Annotated in this window: 15 protein-coding genes; 12 read left to right on the top strand and 3 right to left on the bottom strand. The window is 58.7% G+C overall.

What is annotated here, in order from left to right:
• Nucleotides 1–212: 212 nt before the first annotated feature.
• The 4 genes from trxB (at nucleotide 213) to infA (ending at nucleotide 3001) form a co-directional block, all read left to right on the top strand.
• A complete protein-coding gene (gene trxB, locus ACM6IQ_RS24445; RefSeq protein WP_414880071.1) occupies nucleotides 213–1172 on the top strand; it encodes a thioredoxin-disulfide reductase in 960 nt (319 codons plus the stop codon).
• A 64-nt stretch (nucleotides 1173–1236) separates the two neighbouring features.
• Nucleotides 1237–1917, top strand: coding sequence for a leucyl/phenylalanyl-tRNA--protein transferase (aat, locus tag ACM6IQ_RS24450; RefSeq protein WP_017339590.1), 681 nt, complete (start codon nucleotides 1237–1239; stop codon nucleotides 1915–1917).
• 57 nt (nucleotides 1918–1974) lie between these two features.
• Complete coding sequence (locus tag ACM6IQ_RS24455) at nucleotides 1975–2682, top strand: arginyltransferase (RefSeq protein ID WP_017339591.1); 708 nt, start codon at nucleotides 1975–1977, stop codon at nucleotides 2680–2682.
• A gap of 100 nt (nucleotides 2683–2782) precedes the next feature.
• The gene (gene infA, locus ACM6IQ_RS24460) at nucleotides 2783–3001 is read left to right on the top strand and encodes a translation initiation factor IF-1 (RefSeq protein WP_002553999.1); all 219 of its coding nucleotides are present in this window, start codon (nucleotides 2783–2785) and stop codon (nucleotides 2999–3001) included.
• A 142-nt stretch (nucleotides 3002–3143) separates the two neighbouring features.
• Here the strand turns inward: infA and clpA are convergent, their stop codons facing one another.
• Nucleotides 3144–5414 (bottom strand): ATP-dependent Clp protease ATP-binding subunit ClpA, encoded by a 2271-nt coding sequence (clpA, locus tag ACM6IQ_RS24465; protein WP_017339592.1) that lies wholly within the window; start codon nucleotides 5412–5414, stop codon nucleotides 3144–3146.
• 30 nt (nucleotides 5415–5444) lie between these two features.
• Nucleotides 5445–5807 (bottom strand): ATP-dependent Clp protease adapter ClpS, encoded by a 363-nt coding sequence (clpS, locus tag ACM6IQ_RS24470; RefSeq protein WP_015094394.1) that lies wholly within the window; start codon nucleotides 5805–5807, stop codon nucleotides 5445–5447.
• A gap of 225 nt (nucleotides 5808–6032) precedes the next feature.
• Between clpS and ACM6IQ_RS24475 the strand changes: the two genes are divergently transcribed.
• Entirely contained in the window at nucleotides 6033–6320 is a 288-nt protein-coding gene (locus ACM6IQ_RS24475; RefSeq protein WP_031319021.1) for a cold shock domain-containing protein, read from the top strand.
• Between the two features lie 61 nt (nucleotides 6321–6381).
• On the opposite strand, the gene icd is transcribed toward ACM6IQ_RS24475, so the two are convergent.
• The gene (gene icd / locus ACM6IQ_RS24480; protein WP_017339594.1) at nucleotides 6382–7638 is read right to left on the bottom strand and encodes an NADP-dependent isocitrate dehydrogenase; all 1257 of its coding nucleotides are present in this window, start codon (nucleotides 7636–7638) and stop codon (nucleotides 6382–6384) included.
• A 494-nt stretch (nucleotides 7639–8132) separates the two neighbouring features.
• Here icd and ACM6IQ_RS24485 point away from each other — a divergent pair, with 494 nt between their 5' ends.
• The 7 genes from ACM6IQ_RS24485 (at nucleotide 8133) to ACM6IQ_RS24515 (ending at nucleotide 15999) form a co-directional block, all read left to right on the top strand.
• Nucleotides 8133–10358 carry an NADP-dependent isocitrate dehydrogenase gene (locus tag ACM6IQ_RS24485; RefSeq protein WP_017339595.1) on the top strand — a complete coding sequence of 742 codons (2226 nt, stop codon included), beginning with the start codon at nucleotides 8133–8135 and terminating at the stop codon, nucleotides 10356–10358.
• A 197-nt stretch (nucleotides 10359–10555) separates the two neighbouring features.
• Entirely contained in the window at nucleotides 10556–11002 is a 447-nt protein-coding gene (locus ACM6IQ_RS24490) for an NUDIX hydrolase (protein WP_017339596.1), read from the top strand.
• Nucleotides 11003–11061: 59 nt separating this feature from the next.
• The gene (mnmA, locus tag ACM6IQ_RS24495) at nucleotides 11062–12207 is read left to right on the top strand and encodes a tRNA 2-thiouridine(34) synthase MnmA (RefSeq protein ID WP_017339597.1); all 1146 of its coding nucleotides are present in this window, start codon (nucleotides 11062–11064) and stop codon (nucleotides 12205–12207) included.
• Complete coding sequence (gene hflD / locus ACM6IQ_RS24500) at nucleotides 12204–12827, top strand: high frequency lysogenization protein HflD (protein ID WP_017339598.1); 624 nt, start codon at nucleotides 12204–12206, stop codon at nucleotides 12825–12827. The genes mnmA and hflD overlap by 4 nt, the downstream gene beginning before the upstream one ends.
• A 127-nt stretch (nucleotides 12828–12954) precedes the next feature.
• Nucleotides 12955–14325: an adenylosuccinate lyase gene (gene purB, locus ACM6IQ_RS24505; RefSeq protein WP_017339599.1), complete on the top strand. Its 1371-nt coding sequence runs from the start codon at nucleotides 12955–12957 to the stop codon at nucleotides 14323–14325.
• A gap of 86 nt (nucleotides 14326–14411) precedes the next feature.
• On the top strand, nucleotides 14412–15581 hold the full coding sequence (locus ACM6IQ_RS24510) for a cupin domain-containing protein (RefSeq protein WP_017339600.1): 1170 nt from the start codon (nucleotides 14412–14414) through the stop codon (nucleotides 15579–15581).
• Nucleotides 15574–15999 (top strand): GNAT family N-acetyltransferase, encoded by a 426-nt coding sequence (locus ACM6IQ_RS24515; RefSeq protein WP_017339601.1) that lies wholly within the window; start codon nucleotides 15574–15576, stop codon nucleotides 15997–15999. Before ACM6IQ_RS24510 ends, ACM6IQ_RS24515 begins: the two co-directional genes overlap by 8 nt.
• Nucleotides 16000–16142: the final 143 nt, after the last annotated feature.

Below are 16142 nucleotides of genomic sequence, written 5' to 3' on the forward strand. Positions count from 1 at the left end.
TAACAGGCGCAACTGGGACTACTTTTAACACTGCACTCCGGTTTTTATAAACACGGTGCGCACTGAATATTCAAGTGACCGGCACGCATTGTACGGGTTTGTTCGTACGATGCCATGCTGGCAGGCCATGGATCAGCATAGCCAACGGCGCGTACCTGCGATTCAATTTGAGCACGCATTCTCTTTTGTGACAAAGGCTTATGAGGTGTTTTATGAGCGAATCCAAGCATTGCCGCCTGATCATTCTGGGTTCCGGCCCAGCCGGTTACAGCGCGGCCGTTTATGCCGCCCGCGCCAACCTCAAACCGGTGGTCATCACCGGGATACAGGCAGGTGGCCAGCTCACCACCACCGTCGAAGTCGATAACTGGCCCGGCGACGTCGAAGGCCTGACCGGCCCGGTACTGATGGAACGCATGCAAAAACACGCCGAGCGCTTTGACACAGAGATCGTTTACGACCACATCCATACGGCCAAGTTGCAACAACGCCCGTTCGAACTTACCGGCGACGGCGGCACTTACACCTGCGATGCACTGATTATCGCCACCGGTGCCTCGGCGCAATACCTGGGCCTGCCATCGGAAGAGACTTTTGCGGGTAAAGGGGTGTCCGCCTGCGCGACGTGCGACGGTTTCTTCTATCGCAATCAGGTGGTCGCTGTCGTCGGTGGCGGCAATACCGCCGTTGAAGAAGCGCTGTACTTGTCCAACATCGCCAAGGAAGTTCACCTGATTCACCGACGCGACAAGTTGCGCTCGGAGAAAATCCTTCAGGACAAACTCTTCGAAAAAGCCGCCAACGGCAATATTCGCCTGCACTGGAATCAAAATCTCGACGAAGTCCTGGGCGATGCCAGCGGCGTGACCGGCGCCCGCCTTCGCGACAGCCATACCGGTGAAACTACTGAGCTGCCGCTGGCCGGCGTGTTCATCGCCATCGGTCACAAGCCCAACACCGACCTGTTCATCGGTCAACTGAACATACGCGACGGCTATCTGCGGGTCAGGGGCGGCAGCGAGGGCGATGCCACGGCCACCGAGATCCCCGGCGTGTTCGCCGCCGGTGATGTGGCGGATCACGTTTATCGCCAGGCCGTCACTTCGGCCGGGGCCGGTTGCATGGCCGCGCTGGACGCAGAAAAATACCTCGACGACATTCCGACCGTTTGACGGCAAACTTCACGGTGGGCGCACCTGCCCACCACTGCCCTCCCCTTCTGTAAGCCCGGATGCCATGCTGACTTGGTTACAACGCAACACCCTGACGTTCCCGCCGCTGGAAAAAGCCATGCGCGATCCCAACGGATTGCTGGCTGCGGGCGGCGATCTGTCCGCCGATCGTCTGATTCAGGCTTATCGCCACGGTTGTTTTCCCTGGTTCTCGGAAGGCCAGCCGATTCTCTGGTGGTCGCCGGATCCGCGTACCGTGCTGTTTCCCGACGAACTGCATGTCTCGCGCAGCCTGAACAAGCTGCTGCGCCAGCAACGCTATCAGGTGACCTTCGATCAGGATTTTGCCGCGGTCATCCGCGCGTGCGCCGCACCCCGGGATTACGCCGACGGAACCTGGATCACCGAGGCCATGCAGAACGCCTACCTCGCACTGCACCAGCGTGGCTACGCGCATTCGGTTGAGGTCTGGGACCAGGGTGAACTGGTCGGCGGGCTGTATGGATTAGCGATGGGCCAGCTGTTTTTCGGCGAGTCCATGTTCAGCCGCGCCGACAATGCCTCCAAATTTGGCTTTGCCACCCTGGTCAAACATCTGAAAGACTCGGGTTTCGTGCTGATCGATTGCCAGATGCCCACCGACCATTTGCACAGCCTGGGCGCCCGGGCCATTCCGCGTCGCGAGTTTGCCCGCTACCTGACGCAGCATCTGGATCAGCCCAACCGCGCCAGCTGGGTTTGCTGAGCGACTTTTGCGCCGGTGGCTTACACTTAATTCAAAGCTTATCCCCGAGGGTTGATCATGACCGAGTTGGCGCGTTTGAAGTTTTATGCCACTCAGCCCCACTCTTGCAGTTATCTGCCCGAGGAGCAGGCCACGACCTTGTTCCTCGACCCTAGCCAGCCCATGGATGTGCATGTCTATGCAGACCTGTCTGAAATGGGTTTCCGCCGCAGCGGCGATCATCTTTACCGGCCTCATTGCCAGAATTGCAATGCGTGTGTGCCGGCGCGCATTCCCGTGGCGCAATTTACGCCCAACCGTCAGCAGAAACGCATTTTCAAGCGCAACGCCGACTTGCAGGTACGTCCCGCCAAACCCAAGTTCAGCGAAGAATACTTCGACCTGTACCAGCGCTACATCGAACAGCGGCATGCCGACGGCGACATGTACCCGCCGAGCCGTGACCAGTTCTCGACGTTCCTGGTGCGTGACCTGCCGTTTTCCCGTTTCTACGAATTTCGCCTGGATGGCCAACTGTTGGCGGTGGCCGTGACCGACTTGCTGCCGAACGGTCTGTCGGCGGTCTACACCTTCTACGAACCCTCTGAGGAACGACGCAGCCTGGGGCGCTACGCGATCCTCTGGCAAATCGCCGAAGCCCAGCGGCTGCAGCTGGAAGCGGTTTACCTGGGCTACTGGATCAAAAACTGCAAAAAGATGAGCTACAAGACCCAATATCGCCCCATCGAACTGCTGATTAATCAGCGCTGGGTCATCCTGAACTAGAACCCCTTGGCTTAAACCCCATTTTTCGGGCACAATGCACGCCGCTTTTGCCTGGCGCAGTTGCACCGGGCCATTCATTGGACACCGAGGGCTTTACTGCATGTCGAAAGAAGACAGCTTCGAAATGGAAGGCACTGTCGTCGACACCCTGCCCAACACCATGTTTCGCGTGGAGTTGGAAAATGGGCACGTCGTAACCGCGCATATCTCCGGCAAGATGCGCAAGAACTACATTCGTATTCTTACCGGTGACAAAGTGCGCGTCGAGCTGACGCCCTATGACTTGAGCAAAGGGCGCATCACTTACCGCGCTCGCTAATCAAGTCAATACAAGACGCCCGGCTTATGCCGGGCGTTTTTGTTTGTCCGGGATTTGACGAATTCCCCATGCAGGGCAGCGTACAAACTCCAGACAGCAAAAAGGCGCCTTTCGGCGCCTTTTGCTTTATTGCGATTGAACGTCAGGCCATTTCCGCCGTGGTTTCGAACTCGAAGGTCAGCTCGCCGTCCTTCAGATCGATATGTACCACACCGCCATGGTCGGCCAGTTCGCCAAAGAGGATCTCTTCCGCCAGCGGACGCTTGATCTTGTCCTGGATCAAACGCGCCATTGGTCGAGCGCCCATTGCCGAGTCGTAGCCACCCGCCGCCAGCCAGCTGCGCGCCGCATCGCTCACTTCCAGCTGCACGCGCTTGTCTTCCAGCTGCGCCTGAAGCTCGGTAAGGAACTTGTCCACCACGCTTTTGATGACCTCATGGCTGAGGCGACCAAACTGGATAATGGTGTCCAGACGGTTACGGAACTCCGGCGTGAAGCTCTTCTTGATCACTTCCATCGCATCGGACGAGTGGTCCTGATGGGTGAAACCGATCGAAGCACGCGCTGCGGTTTCGGCACCGGCGTTGGTCGTCATGATGACGATCACGTTACGGAAGTCCGCCTTGCGCCCGTTGTTATCGGTCAGCGTACCGTGGTCCATGACCTGCAGCAGCAGGTTGAAGACTTCCGGATGCGCCTTCTCGATCTCATCGAGCAACAGCACGCAGTGAGGCTGCTTGGTGATCGCTTCGGTCAGCAGACCGCCCTGATCAAACCCGACATAGCCAGGAGGCGCACCGATCAGACGCGATACGGTGTGGCGCTCCATGTACTCGGACATGTCGAAACGAACCAGTTCGATACCCAACGCCTTGGCCAACTGACGCGCCGCTTCGGTTTTACCGACACCGGTCGGGCCGGCGAACAGGAACGAACCGACAGGCTTGTCTGGCGACTTGAGGCCGGCACGTGACAGTTTGATCGCAGTCGACAGCGAGTCGATTGCGGCATCCTGACCAAACACCGTCAGCTTCAGGTCACGCTCAAGGTTACGCAGCAGTTCTTTATCGGAACTGGTGACGTGCTTAGGCGGAATTCGCGCGATTTTCGCGACGATGTCCTCGACCTGAGGCACTTCGATGCGTTTCACGCGTTTCTCGATCGGCTGCAGACGCTGGTAGGCACCCGCCTCGTCGATGACGTCGATCGCCTTGTCCGGCATGTGCCGGTCATTGATGTAACGCGAGGCCAGTTCGGCAGCGGCGCGCAGGGCTTCATCACTGTATTCGATATTGTGATGGAGCTCGAAACGCCCTTTCAGGCCGCGCAGGATGCCAATGGTGTCCTCCACCGAAGGCTCCGACACATCGACCTTCTGGAAGCGTCGTGCCAGAGCACGGTCCTTCTCGAAGATCCCGCGAAATTCCTGGAAGGTGGTCGAACCGATGCACCGGATATCACCGGACGACAGCAGCGGCTTGAGCAGGTTCGAGGCATCCATGACGCCACCGGACGCGGCACCCGCACCGATGATGGTGTGGATCTCGTCGATGAACAGGATCGCCTGCGGACGTTTTTTCAGCTCGTTGAGCAACGCCTTGAAGCGTTTCTCGAAATCGCCACGGTATTTGGTCCCGGCCAGCAAGGCCCCCAGATCGAGGGAATACACCACGCTGTTGGCCAGCAGATCCGGCACCTGGTTGTCGACAATGCGCTTGGCCAGGCCTTCGGCAATCGCGGTTTTACCCACGCCCGCCTCGCCCACCAGCAGCGGGTTGTTTTTGCGCCGACGCGCGAGGATCTGCGCGACACGCTCGACTTCGAGCTCACGACCGACCAGCGGATCGATACGGCCCTGGCGCGCGAGTTCGTTGAGGTTGCTGGCATAAGCATCCAGAGGATTGCCTGAGGAAGAAGACTCACCGCCCTCGTCGTCCTGCATATCTTGCTCACCTTCAGAGTGATCGCCATGCCCCGGCACTTTGGAAATGCCGTGAGCGATGTAGTTGACGACATCGATGCGCGCAACGCTCTGCTGTTTCAGCAGGAACACTGCCTGACTCTCTTGCTCACTGAAGATCGCAACCAGCACGTTGGCGCCAGTCACTTCGCGTTTGCCCGAGCTCTGTACGTGGAAAACAGCACGCTGCAGGACACGTTGAAAGCCCAGGGTTGGCTGGGTCTCGCGATCCTCGTCATGAACGGGGATCAACGGCGTAGTGGAGTCGATGAACTCCTGCAGATCATGCTTGAGTTTGTCGAGGTTTGCGCCGCAGGCACGCAAAACGGTGGCGGCAGCCTCATTATCCAATAGGGCCAGCAGGAGATGTTCGACGGTCATGAACTCATGACGCTTCGAACGGGCTTCCTTGAAGGCAAGATTGAGGGTGACTTCGAGCTCGCGGTTTAACATAGCTTCACCTCATACCCAAGTGGTCGGCGATTAACCGTCCTTCTCGATTTCACAGAGTAGCGGATGCTGGCTTTCCCTGGCGTACTGGTTGACCTGCATGGCCTTGGTCTCGGCAATGTCGCGGGTAAACACTCCACATACTGCCCGCCCTTCTGTGTGGACGGCCAGCATGACCTTGGTCGCCAGCTCGCGATTCAGGTTAAAAAACACCTCGAGCACTTCGACGACGAAATCCATCGGTGTGTAGTCATCATTGAACAAAACCACCTTGTACATCGGCGGCGCCTGTAAAGCAGGCTTGGCCTCCTGAACAGCAATGCCTGCGGAATCGTCGTCGTGTAAATCAGGGCGATCCTGATTGAATGTTAGTCGAATCTGGCTGATTGCATGCATGGAAAGAAAGGTTCGTCAGTTGTGCGAATACAGTAGTGGGGACGGTCATGAACGATTTCAACACCGACTGCCTGGTCACCTTGACTATCGGCAAAACGGTGTTACAACCAATAGAGCCCACAGTGGGTAAAAAAGGTCCGCGGAGTCAATCTTATTTACAGGATCTGACTGCGGATGTACGGGATGATACTCCAGTGATGGAGTCTGTTGCAGAGGGATATGAACATGGCAGTCGGTAAGGTGAAATGGTTCAACAATGCCAAGGGATTCGGTTTCATTAACACCGACGCCAGAGAAGGTCGTGACGAGGATGGTAAAGATATCGATTTCTTTGCCCATTATTCGGCCATTGAAATGGACGGCTACAAGACCCTCAAGGCCGGGCAAATTGTAAACTTCGAGATCATCCAGGGCCCCAAAGGATTGCACGCCGTCAAGATCACGGCAGCGCCGACTGAGCATGATCACGCCAAGCCCTCCCATCATGGCCACCATGAAAAGGTATCGAACTGACGCGACCGGTCATCCAGTCATAAAAAAACCGCCCGAAGGCGGTTTTTTTGTGCCGACTCGCTTACATATGCGAAATCAGTGCATCACCAAAGCCGGAAGAAGACACCAGTTTCGCGCCCTCCATCAGACGTTCGAAGTCATAGGTCACGGTCTTCGCGGAGATCGCGCCGTTGGTGCCCTTGATGATCAGGTCTGCGGCTTCGGTCCAACCCATGTGACGCAGCATCATCTCTGCGGACAGGATCAGCGAACCCGGGTTGACCTGGTCCTTGCCAGCGTACTTCGGCGCAGTACCGTGGGTCGCTTCGAACATCGCAATGGTGTCAGACAGGTTGGCACCCGGTGCAATACCGATACCGCCCACTTCTGCCGCCAGGGCATCGGAGAGGTAGTCGCCGTTCAGGTTCAGCGTCGCAATCACATCGTATTCGGCCGGGCGCAGCAGGATCTGCTGGAGCATGGCATCGGCGATGGCATCCTTGACGATGACGTTCTTGCCGGTTTTCGGGTTCTTGAACTGCATCCACGGACCGCCGTCGAGCAGGGTCGCGCCGAACTCTTCAGCCGCCACTTCGTAGGCCCATTCCTTGAAGGCACCTTCGGTGAACTTCATGATGTTGCCTTTGTGCACGATGGTCAGCGAATCGCGGTCGTTGTCGACCACATACTGCAGAGCTTTTCGCGCCAGACGCTTGGTGCCTTGCAGCGAAACCGGCTTGATGCCGATACCGCAGTTTTCGTCGAAACGGATCTTGGTGACGCCCATTTCATCTTTCAGGAACTTGATGACTTTGGTCGCTTCCGGCGAACCGGCTTTCCACTCGATACCGGCGTAGATGTCTTCCGAGTTCTCACGGAAGATCGTCATGTCGACGTCACCTGGCTTCTTGACCGGGCTAGGCACGCCTTCGAACCAACGCACGGGGCGCAGGCAGACATAAAGGTCGAGTTGCTGACGCAGGGCCACGTTCAGGGAACGGATGCCACCACCGACCGGCGTGGTCAGAGGCCCCTTGATGGAAACAACGTAATCCTTGACTGCGTCCAGGGTTTCCTGAGGCAGCCAGGTGTCCTGATCGTAAACCTGAGTCGCTTTCTCCCCGGCGTAGACTTCCATCCAGGAAATTTTGCGCTCGCCGCCGTAAGCCTTCTTAACAGCAGCATCGACAACCTTGATCATGACCGGGCTGATATCAACCCCAATACCATCGCCTTCGATGAAGGGGATGATCGGGTTGTTAGGAACATTGAGAGAATGGTCCGCGTTGACGGTGATTTTGTCGCCGACTGCTGGAACCTGAATCTTCTTGTATCCCATGCTGAACTCCATTGTTTGGATTGAACATCTGGCTTCGTTCGAGCGTACCCCAGTTAAATCGGCACGCAAACCCTATGTTCCATCCATCTGCCGCAAAGCTGCATAGTTCGCGGCGTACAAGCCTGAAAGCAAAGGGAAAAGCGCCAAACTCAAGCACGGTGCAAGACTCTACGCCCCACGCTCCCCTGCGACCTTTAGACCAATGGACGAGAATCGTTGCATATGAACCATCGGCAGATTGCCAGCTACCTATGTATAATGCCGCCCGCTGACCACAGAGTCACGACGGCCGACCTCTCTAGCACGAGACTTTGGACCTGAAAAAGCAGGATTGTTATCGCAGTCCACCCGCTTGCCGCTCGACTGATGCACCCAACATCACCGCGCACAAACCTCGACATTCGGCTCATGGATGACTTTGAACGAACGCGCTTACCCGGCGCCCCTCGAGTTTCTGCGCACGCTTTAGCAAAGAAGAGAGAGTTAATCCGAATATGCCCACCCGCTCGAAGATCATCTATACCTTCACCGACGAAGCTCCCGCCCTCGCCACCTATTCACTGCTGCCTATCGTAGAAGCGTTCACCGCTTCGGCTGATATCGCCGTTGAAACCCGCGATATCTCTCTTGCAGGGCGCATCCTGGCCAGCTTCCCCGAGCAATTGGGTGATAAAGCCGTAGCCGACCACCTCGCCGAACTGGGCGACCTGGCCGTTACGCCTGAAGCCAACATCATCAAGCTGCCGAACATCAGCGCTTCGGTCCCGCAACTGCAAGCCGCGATCAAAGAGTTGCAAGCCCAGGGCTTCGCACTGCCGGACTACCCGGAAACCGTGACCAGCGACGCCGACAAAGAAGCCAAGTCGCGTTACGACAAGATCAAGGGCAGCGCCGTGAACCCGGTTCTGCGCGAAGGCAACTCCGATCGTCGCGCCCCGCTGTCGGTCAAGAACTACGCACGCAAGCACCCGCACAAAATGGGCGCCTGGGCTGCGGACTCCAAGTCCCACGTCGCGCACATGAGCACCGGTGATTTCTACGGCAGCGAAAAAGCTGCCCTGATCGACGCCGCTGACGCCGTCAAAATCGAACTGATCGCTCAAGACGGCACCACCACCGTCCTGAAAGAGAAGACCACCGTGCAAGCCGGTGAGATCCTCGATTGCGCGGTCATGAGCAAAAACGCTCTGCGCAGCTTCATCGCTGCCGAGATCGAAGACGCCAAAGCCAAGGGCGTGCTGCTGTCGGTTCACCTGAAAGCCACCATGATGAAGGTCTCCGACCCGATCATGTTCGGCCAGATCGTTGCCGAGTTCTATAAAGACGCACTGGCCAAGCACGCCGATGTGCTGGCACAGATCGGCTTCAACCTGAACAACGGCATCGGCGACCTGTACGCTCGCATCAAGGCGTTGCCTGCCGAGCAGCAAGCGCAGATCGAAGCGGACATCCAGGCGGTCTACGCCGTTCGTCCGTCGCTGGCCATGGTCAACTCCGATAAAGGCATCACCAACCTGCACGTGCCAAGCGACGTGATCGTCGACGCCTCGATGCCGGCGATGATCCGTGACTCCGGCAAGATGTGGGGCACTGACGGTCAGCTGCACGACACCAAGGCCGTGATCCCGGATCGCTGCTACGCGACCATCTACCAGGCGGTGATCGAAGACTGCAAGCTGCACGGCGCTTTCGATCCAACCACCATGGGCAGCGTGCCAAACGTTGGCCTGATGGCGAAAAAAGCCGAAGAGTACGGCTCGCACGACAAGACTTTCCAGATCAAGGCAAACGGCGTGGTTCGGGTTTCCGACGGCGCTGGCCGCGCTCTGCTGGAGCAATCGGTTGAAGCCGGCGACACCTTCCGCATGTGCCAGACCAAAGACGCGCCGATCCAGGACTGGGTCAAACTGGCCGTCAACCGCGCTCGCGCCAGCGGCACGCCAGCGATTTTCTGGCTGGACCCGATGCGCGCCCACGACGGCGTAGTGATCGAGAAAGTTCAGGCTTACCTGAAGGATCACGACACTGCCGGCCTGGACATCCAGATCATGGCGCCAGTCGACGCGATGAAGTTCACCCTGGAGCGTACTCGCGCAGGCAAGGACACCATCTCGGTGACCGGCAACGTATTGCGCGACTACCTGACTGACCTGTTCCCGATCATGGAACTGGGCACCAGCGCCAAGATGCTGTCGATCGTTCCGCTGATGAATGGCGGCGGCCTGTTCGAAACCGGCGCTGGCGGTTCGGCACCGAAGCACGTTCAACAGCTGCTGGAAGAGAACTTCCTGCGTTGGGATTCCCTGGGCGAGTTCCTGGCCCTGGCCGCGTCCCTTGAACACCTGGGTGTGACGTACAACAACCCCAAGGCGCTGGTTCTGGCCAAGACCCTGGACCAGGCCACCGGCCAGTTCCTGGACAACAACAAGTCGCCATCGCGCAAAGTCGGCAACATCGACAACCGCGGCAGCCACTTCTACCTGGCGCTGTACTGGGCCCAGGCCCTGGCCGCCCAGACCGAAGACGCTGCACTGCAAGCGCAGTTCGGCGAACTGGCCAAGACCCTGACCGAGAACGAAGCAACCATCGTTGCCGAGCTCAACGCCGTTCAGGGCAAACCAGTGGACATCGGCGGTTACTACCACGCCAATGCCGAGCTGATCAGCAAGGCCATGCGCCCGAGCAACACTTTCAACGCCGCGATCGCTGCGCTGGTTTAAGGTTGTAAGGATGCAAAGAAGCCCCGGCCCTGTGCCGGGGTTTCTGTTTTTGAAGACAACACAAAACCCTGTGAGAGCTGGCCTGCCAGCGATAGCGGCTTATCATTCAACATTGATGGTGACTGACTCATCGCAATCGCTGGCAGGCCAGCTCCCACAGGGATAGTGTTTCAACCTTTGGAATTTGAGGAAGCTTCATGGACTGGAAACCCCACATCACCGTCGCCACCATTGTCGAAGACAACGGTCGTTTCCTGATGGTCGAAGAAACCAAGCACGGACGAACGGTGCTCAATCAGCCCGCCGGTCACCTCGACCCGGACGAAACCCTGATCGAAGCCGCCGTGCGCGAAACCCTGGAAGAAACCGGCTGGGACGTCGAACCGACCGGCGTGGTGGGCATTTACCTCTACACCGCCCCCAGCAACGGCGTGACCTACCAGCGGGTCTGTTTCAGTGCAAAACCGCTCAAGCACCATCCGGACTATCAGCTGGACGACGGCATTGTCGGCGCAAAATGGCTGACGCGTGACGAACTGCTGGCACAGCGCGCAAACTGGCGCAGTGAGCTGATCATCCGCTGTATCGATGATTATCTGGACGGCCAACACTACAGTCTCGAACTGATCCGCCCTTCTCTTTAGCCTTGCGGGCTTCGGCCTGTTAGAATCGCGTCCTTTTTCAAGACACTCATTGAATCCCTATGCGTGATCCAGCCCCTTCTGACACACAAAAGAAGCGCGTCATTGTCGGCATGTCCGGCGGCGTGGACTCTTCCGTTTCCGCTCTCCTGCTGATCGAGCAGGGTTATGAGGTGGAAGGCCTGTTCATGAAGAACTGGGAAGAAGACGATGGAACGGAATACTGCACCGCCATGGACGACCTGGCGGATGCCCAGGCCGTGTGCGACAAGATTGGCATCAAGCTGCACACCGCCAACTTCGCCGCCGAGTACTGGGACAATGTGTTCGAGCACTTCCTGGCCGAATACAAGGCCGGCCGCACGCCGAACCCGGACATCCTGTGCAACCGCGAGATCAAGTTCAAGGCGTTCCTCGACTACGCCATGGTGCTCGGTGCCGACCTGATCGCCACCGGTCACTACGTACGCCGTCGCGACATCGATGGTCGTACCGAACTGCTCAAGGGCCTGGACCCGAACAAGGACCAGAGCTACTTCCTGCACGCCGTCGGCGGCGAACAGATCGCCAAGACGCTGTTCCCGGTCGGCGAACTGGAAAAACCACAGGTCCGTGCGATTGCCGAGAAATACGAACTGGCGACCGCAAAGAAAAAGGATTCCACCGGGATCTGCTTTATCGGCGAGCGCCGTTTCAGCGATTTCCTCAAGCAATACCTTCCGGCCCAGCCCGGCGAAATCAAGACCACCGAAGGTGAAGTCATCGGCCGTCACCACGGCTTGATGTACCACACCATCGGTCAGCGTCAGGGCCTCGGCATCGGCGGGCTGAAAGACGCCAGCGACGAGCCGTGGTACGTGCTGATCAAAGACCTGGAGCACAACGAACTGATCGTTGGCCAGGGCAATGACCACCCTTACCTGTTTTCCCGCGCCCTGCTTGCCTCGGACATCTATTGGGTCAACCCGATCGACCTGAGCGAGCCGCGCAAGCTGACCGCCAAAGTCCGTTATCGCCAGAGCGACCAGCCTTGCACGCTGGAAAAGACCGCCACCGGCTACCGCGCGGTCTTCGATGACCCGCAACGCGCGGTCACCCCGGGTCAGTCCGTGGTGTTCTACGACGGTGAAATCTGCCTTGGCGGCGGCGTAATCGAAGTGGCGGAACCGTGGACCAGCAAAGGCTCTCTTCAAGGCGCACAGCAATGAGCCCGACTCAGGAGCAACTGACGGCGCTGGGCGGCGTGTTTCTGGCCGCCGTTCTGGTGGACAAGATCGCCAAAACCGGCCAGACCACCGAAGCCGGCCTGACGTGCATGCTCGGCAGCCTGCTGATTCGCGACCCCAAGGACACGCTGGAAGTCTACGGCGGTGACGACATCAACTTGCGCGAAGGCTATCGCGCGCTGATCGGCGCCCTCGAGCGCGACCCGAGCACCCTGCAGCGCGAACCGTTGCGCTACGCCCTGGCGATGCTGGGGCTGGAGCGTCAACTGGCCAAGCGTGGCGACATGCTGGACGTGATCGGCAAGCGTCTGCCGCAGATCCAGTCTCAGGTCGAGCACTTCGGCCCGGCGCACGAAAACGTGATCGCGGCGTGTGGTGCGCTGTATCAGGATACGCTGAGCACCTTGCGCCAACGGATTCAGGTCCACGGTGATATGCGCAACCTGCAGCAACCGAGCAACGCCTCGAAGATCCGCGCACTGTTGCTGGCGGGGATTCGTTCGGCGCGCCTGTGGCGACAGTTGGGTGGTCATCGCTGGCAGTTGGTGGTCAGCCGTCGCAAGTTGCTCAAAGAACTTTACCCGCTGATGCGCAGCAGCTGAACCGCGCCCGCGACACCGTTTTGTAGTCAGTAACGCGTAATACGCTGGTCAGTTGGCGACGGACCGGCGGATTTTTTCATGTATGATACGCGCCCCATTTCGTTGCCCGACTGTCCGAGAACACCCCATGCAGCTTTCTTCGCTCACTGCGGTTTCCCCTGTTGACGGCCGCTACGCCGGCAAAACCCAGGCCCTGCGCCCAATTTTCAGCGAATACGGTCTGATCCGTGCTCGCGTTCTGGTTGAAGTGCGCTGGCTCCAGCGTCTGGCCGCTCACCCTGCCATCAGCGAAGTGCCGGCGTTCTCCGCCGAAGCCAACGCCGTGCTGAACACCCTGGCGGAAAACTTCTCCCTTGAGCACGCCGAGCGTGTCAAAGAGATCGAGCGCACCACCAACCACGACGTCAAAGCCATCGAATACCTGCTCAAAGAGCAAGCGGCCAAGCTGCCGGAACTGGCTGCCGTCAGCGAATTCATCCACTTTGCCTGCACCAGCGAGGACATCAACAACCTGTCCCACGCCCTGATGCTGCGCGAAGGCCGTGATGACGTGATGCTGCCGCTGATGCGCCAGACCGCCGAAGCCATCCGCGAACTGGCCATCCGTTTCGCCGACGTGCCAATGCTGTCGCGCACCCACGGTCAACCGGCCTCGCCGACCACCCTGGGCAAAGAGCTGGCGAACGTGGTTTACCGCCTGGAGCGTCAGATCGCTCAAGTCGCTGCCGTTCCGCTGCTGGGCAAGATCAACGGCGCTGTCGGCAACTACAACGCTCACCTGTCGGCCTACCCTGAGATCGATTGGGAAGAAAACGCCCGCGCCTTCATCGAAGACGAGCTGGGCCTGGGCTTCAACCCGTACACCACGCAGATCGAACCGCACGACTACATTGCCGAGCTGTTCGACGCGATCGCCCGTTTCAACACGATCCTGATCGACTTCGACCGCGACATCTGGGGCTACATCTCCCTGGGCTATTTCAAACAGCGCACCATCGCTGGCGAAATCGGTTCGTCGACCATGCCGCACAAGGTCAACCCGATCGACTTCGAAAACTCCGAAGGCAACCTGGGTATCGCCAACGCACTGTTCCAGCACCTGGCCAGCAAGCTGCCGATCTCCCGCTGGCAGCGCGACCTGACCGACTCCACCGTTCTGCGTAACCTCGGTGTCGGCTTCGCCCACAGCGTGATCGCGTACGAAGCCAGCCTCAAAGGCATCAGCAAACTGGAGCTCAACGCTCAGAAAATCGCTGCCGACCTCGACGCTTGCTGGGAAGTATTGGCCGAGCCGATCCAGACCGTGATGCGTCGCTACAACATCGAAAACCCGTACGAGAAGCTGAAAGAGTTGACCCGCGGCAAGGGCATCAGCCCTGAAGCGCTGCAAACTTTCATCGACGGCCTGGACATGCCAGCCGCCGCCAAGGCCGAGCTGAAACTGCTCACCCCGGCGAACTACATCGGTAACGCTGTAGAGCAAGCCAAGCGCATCTGATCGACCGTTTTAACCGTTTGAGACGCCCGGCAGCGCCGGGCGTTTTTATTCCCGTCTGAAAAGTGCTTTTTTTCAATAGGTTACACATGAATCCTGATATTCCTCTTCAACTTCTGGGTGGCATCACGGCGCGCGAATTCCTGCGTGACTACTGGCAGAAAAAACCGCTGCTGATCCGTCAGGCAATTCCTGATTTCGAAAGCCCGATCGACGCCGACGAATTGGCCGGCCTGGCGCTGGAAGAAGAAGTTGAATCGCGCCTGGTAATCGAAAACGGCGAGCGCCCTTGGGAATTGCGTCGCGGTCCGTTCGCCGAAGACGAATTCAGCAAACTGCCGGAACGTGACTGGACCCTGCTGGTTCAAGCGGTTGACCAGTTCGTTCCGGAAGTTTCTGAGCTGCTGGAAAACTTCCGCTTCCTGCCGAGCTGGCGCGTCGACGACGTGATGATCAGCTTCGCCGCCCCGGGTGGCAGCGTCGGTCCGCACTTCGATAACTACGATGTGTTCCTGCTGCAGGGTCACGGCAAGCGCAACTGGAAAATCGGCCAGATGTGCGATTCCGAGAGCAAGTTGCTGCAACACGCGGACCTGCGCATCCTCGCTGATTTCGAAGCCACCGATGAGTGGGTCCTGGAACCTGGCGACATGCTCTACCTGCCGCCGCGCCTGGCCCACTGCGGTGTTGCGATTGATGACTGCATGACCTACTCGGTCGGCTTCCGCGCCCCGAGCGCTTCTGAAGTGCTGACTCACTTCACTGACTTCCTCAGCCAGTTCCTGACCGATGAAGAGCGCTACACCGATGCCGACGCCCTGCCGGCGGTCGATCCGCACCAGATTCAGCACGACGCCCTTGATCGCCTGAAAGCCTTGCTGGCCGAGCACATGAGCGACGAGCGCCTGCTGCTGACCTGGTTTGGCCAGTACATGACCGAGCCGCGCTACCCGGAACTCGTGGTAGGCCCGGAAGAGATCGAAGAAGACGACCTGCTTGCCAGCCTGGAGCAAGGCGCAATACTGATCCGCAACCCGAGCGCACGCCTGGCCTGGTCCGAAGTCGATGACGACCTGTTGCTGTTCGCCAGCGGCCAGAGCCGTTACCTGCCAGGCAAGCTGCGTGAGCTGTTGAAAATGATCTGCGCTGCCGACTCCCTGCACGCCGACAATCTGGGCGAGTGGCTGACCGACGAAGACAGCCGCGGCTTGCTGTGCGAACTGATCAAGCAAGGAAGCCTGGGGTTTGCTGATGAATAAAATTCACGTACGTGTCGCAGACTGGCAAAAGGATAACGCCGAGATCCGGCGCATTCGTGAGACGGTGTTCATCGCCGAGCAATCCGTTCCGCCTGAACTGGAATGGGATGCAGATGATGCAACAGCGGTGCATTTTCTGGCCTTCGAAGGCGACTTTCCAATTGGCACCGCCCGCCTGCTGCCCGACGGGCATGTTGGCCGGGTGTCGGTGCTGAAAGACTGGCGCGGCTTGAAAGTGGGCGATGCGCTGATGCAAGCGGTGATCGGTGAAGCCGAGAAGCGCGGCTTGAAGCAGCAGATGCTGAGCGCGCAGGTTCAGGCGACGGCGTTCTATGAGCGCCTGGGCTTCAGCCTGGTCAGTGAGGAATTCCTGGAAGCCGGGATTCCGCATGTGGACATGGTGCGACATTCCGCCTGAGCCCCTGTGGCGAGGGAGCTTGCTCCCGCTGGGGCGCGAAGCGGCCCCAAAAACGTTGGACGGCTAAGCAGCCCAGCGGGAGCAAGCTCCCTCGCCACAAAAGCTTCAAAGCACTGCACAAAACGCCCTGTCATCACACGATG

The organism is Pseudomonas sp. IT-P100 (assembly GCF_949767185.1).
In the GTDB taxonomy this organism is placed as follows: domain Bacteria; phylum Pseudomonadota; class Gammaproteobacteria; order Pseudomonadales; family Pseudomonadaceae; genus Aquipseudomonas; species Aquipseudomonas fluorescens_B.

Bases quoted from the DNA above. Each gene is read 5' to 3' on its own strand.
- trxB (WP_414880071.1), top strand. From the start codon at position 213: ATGAGCGAATCCAAGCATTGCCGCCTGATCATTCTGGGTTCCGGCCCA.
- aat (WP_017339590.1), top strand. From the start codon at position 1,237: ATGCTGACTTGGTTACAACGCAACACCCTGACGTTCCCGCCGCTGGAA.
- ACM6IQ_RS24455 (WP_017339591.1), top strand. From the start codon at position 1,975: ATGACCGAGTTGGCGCGTTTGAAGTTTTATGCCACTCAGCCCCACTCT.
- infA (WP_002553999.1), top strand. From the start codon at position 2,783: ATGTCGAAAGAAGACAGCTTCGAAATGGAAGGCACTGTCGTCGACACC.
- clpA (WP_017339592.1), bottom strand. From the start codon at position 5,414: ATGTTAAACCGCGAGCTCGAAGTCACCCTCAATCTTGCCTTCAAGGAA.
- clpS (WP_015094394.1), bottom strand. From the start codon at position 5,807: ATGCATGCAATCAGCCAGATTCGACTAACATTCAATCAGGATCGCCCT.
- ACM6IQ_RS24475 (WP_031319021.1), top strand. From the start codon at position 6,033: ATGGCAGTCGGTAAGGTGAAATGGTTCAACAATGCCAAGGGATTCGGT.
- icd (WP_017339594.1), bottom strand. From the start codon at position 7,638: ATGGGATACAAGAAGATTCAGGTTCCAGCAGTCGGCGACAAAATCACC.
- ACM6IQ_RS24485 (WP_017339595.1), top strand. From the start codon at position 8,133: ATGCCCACCCGCTCGAAGATCATCTATACCTTCACCGACGAAGCTCCC.
- ACM6IQ_RS24490 (WP_017339596.1), top strand. From the start codon at position 10,556: ATGGACTGGAAACCCCACATCACCGTCGCCACCATTGTCGAAGACAAC.
- mnmA (WP_017339597.1), top strand. From the start codon at position 11,062: ATGCGTGATCCAGCCCCTTCTGACACACAAAAGAAGCGCGTCATTGTC.
- hflD (WP_017339598.1), top strand. From the start codon at position 12,204: ATGAGCCCGACTCAGGAGCAACTGACGGCGCTGGGCGGCGTGTTTCTG.
- purB (WP_017339599.1), top strand. From the start codon at position 12,955: ATGCAGCTTTCTTCGCTCACTGCGGTTTCCCCTGTTGACGGCCGCTAC.
- ACM6IQ_RS24510 (WP_017339600.1), top strand. From the start codon at position 14,412: ATGAATCCTGATATTCCTCTTCAACTTCTGGGTGGCATCACGGCGCGC.
- ACM6IQ_RS24515 (WP_017339601.1), top strand. From the start codon at position 15,574: ATGAATAAAATTCACGTACGTGTCGCAGACTGGCAAAAGGATAACGCC.